Below are 2,098 nucleotides of genomic sequence, written 5' to 3' on the forward strand. Positions count from 1 at the left end.
ACCCGTCGGAACCCATCAACGATGATCCGACTGACAGCATCGAGATGAAGAAGATCGGTTCGCGCCGTGAAGTCGCGGCTCGTAACATCCGCGCAAACGCGTGGGGCATTCCGGACCTGACCAGCATCCTCGCCGGTTCCGACCCGCAGAAGCTGATCGTCCAGCGTCAGACCGACTATTGGCAGCGTGCCAACAAGCTGACGCTAGTCAGCATCCTGAAGGGCGTGATCGCCGACAACGTCGCCAACGATGCCGGCGACCTCGTCCGCGTGACCGGCGCCTCGATTGTCGACACCGACATCATCGAAGCGGCGTACCTGATGGGCGATCGTGCCGACAAGTTCAAGACGATCTGGATGCATTCGAAGCAGATGAAGGCTCTCAAGCTGGCTGATCTGATCGACTATGTCCCGTCGTCCCAGCAGGGCGGCCCGCTGATCCCGTACTACATGAACCTGCGTGTGGTGGTCGACGACGACATCCCGGTGGCGACCGGCGTCTACACGGCGTTCATGTTCAAGGACAAGGCGATCATGTGGAACGAGCTTCCGGTGAATACGGAAGGCGGTCCGCTGGAGTTCGATCGCAAGCCTCGCCAGGCCCATGGTGGTGGCGTGACGGAAATGGTGGCACGTCGCCACTTCGTTCCTCACGTTCCCGGCACGCGCTTCCTCGACGCCTCCTCGGCCGGAGAATTCGCCACGGATGCGGAACTGGCGCTTGCAGCAAACTGGGACCGCACCGCGTCGAGCGTCAAGAACATGACGTTCATCGCACTCAAGACCACCGAGGCCTGATCGGGCCTGGGAACTGAAAACGGGCGAGTGGCTTCGGCTGCTCGCCCTTTTGTCGTGAGGACAATCATGATTACCAGCAAGCGTAGGTCCGCCGAAACCCGCAAAGAGGCGGTGCGCCGACAGTTCCGTGAGCAAGCCGAACGGCTCAATCCCAGCCCGTTCATACAGGTGCTCAATTCGCGTGGCCTGCCGAAGAAGCCGGCTCGCCATACGAGCCTGAAGGTCTGACCTTATGGCCCTCACGGAACTCGACGTCGCGAATATGGCGCTGGCCGTGCTGGACGAGTCGCCGATCGATAGCCTCGATCAGGACATCAAAGCCGCGCGCATGCTCAACCTCCATTTCAACCAGACGCGCGAAGCCGAGTTGACGAAGTATGCGTGGGTCTTTGCAATCTTGCGCGCCACAGTGACTGGTGCTGATACCGGCTCGGGCGACTGCACTCTCAATTGGGCCTATGAGCTTCCAGCCGATTGCCTGCGGCCGCTCCCGCTCACCCATGACGGCGAGCCCGATGGCGTGGCGATCTCGTGGCGCCAAGAAGCCGGCGTGATCTACTCGGATCGCTCGGGGCCGCTGATCATCCGCTATGTGGGAAACCTGACTGACCCGAATGACTGGGATGCGCTGTTCACGGAAGTCCTCGTCGGCGCGCTGGCCATCAAGATTGCCCATCCCCTCACCCACAAGGCCAACATGATCGACATCGCGCGCAACGGCTACGACAGGGCCGTGGACGCAGCGTTCGCTTCGCAGGCTGTCCAACGCGGCGCAAGACAGTCAACATCGTCCTGGGCCTATCAGCGCGGCGACAACGGGGCCGTTCGCTGATGGCAACGCTCTACCCAATCCAGGACACCTTTGTCCGCGGCGAAATCAGCCCGCGCCTGCATGCCCGCGCAACTCTCGACCTCTACCGGGCGGCTCTGTCGCAATGCACGAACCTTGTGACACTACCCCATGGCGGCATTCGAAAGCGTGGTGGCACATACTTCGTCAATGAGGTGAAGACGTCGTCGAAGAAGACGCGGATGATCCCTTTCATCTTCTCGGCCGATCAAGCCTATGCGCTAGAATTCGGCGATCAATACATTAGGGTCTTTGCCTACGGCGCGCGCGTCGGCACGGTTGAGGTAACGTCACCATACCTTGAAGCCGATCTGTTCGAACTGACCTATATCCAGTCAGCTGACCAGATGTGGATCACTCATCGGGACTATCCGCCGAAGGTGATAACGCGCACGGCGCACACGACTTGGACGCTCGAAGATTTCGAATTCCTCGACGGTCCCTACGACCC

Annotated in this window: 3 protein-coding genes and 1 pseudogene; all 4 read left to right on the top strand. The window is 60.6% G+C overall.

Translation table 11 applies throughout. The features are described from left to right. Positions 1–797: Coat protein (locus EOB49_RS32285; protein ID WP_245472941.1), on the top strand; the 797-nt coding region annotated here is incomplete at its 5' end. A 66-nt stretch (positions 798–863) separates the two neighbouring features. Then, entirely contained in the window at positions 864–1,025 is a 162-nt protein-coding gene (locus tag EOB49_RS36675; protein ID WP_164781887.1) for a hypothetical protein, read from the top strand. A gap of 4 nt (positions 1,026–1,029) precedes the next feature. After that, complete coding sequence (locus EOB49_RS32290) at positions 1,030–1,629, top strand: hypothetical protein (protein WP_127383350.1); 600 nt, start codon at positions 1,030–1,032, stop codon at positions 1,627–1,629. Next, positions 1,629–2,098, top strand: a pseudogene (locus EOB49_RS36680) (hypothetical protein); the annotation flags it as partial. The gene EOB49_RS32290 and the pseudogene EOB49_RS36680, both read left to right, overlap by 1 nt.

This window comes from Mesorhizobium sp. M7A.F.Ca.MR.148.00.0.0 (genome assembly GCF_003997735.1).
In the GTDB taxonomy this organism is placed as follows: Bacteria; Pseudomonadota; Alphaproteobacteria; order Rhizobiales; family Rhizobiaceae; genus Mesorhizobium.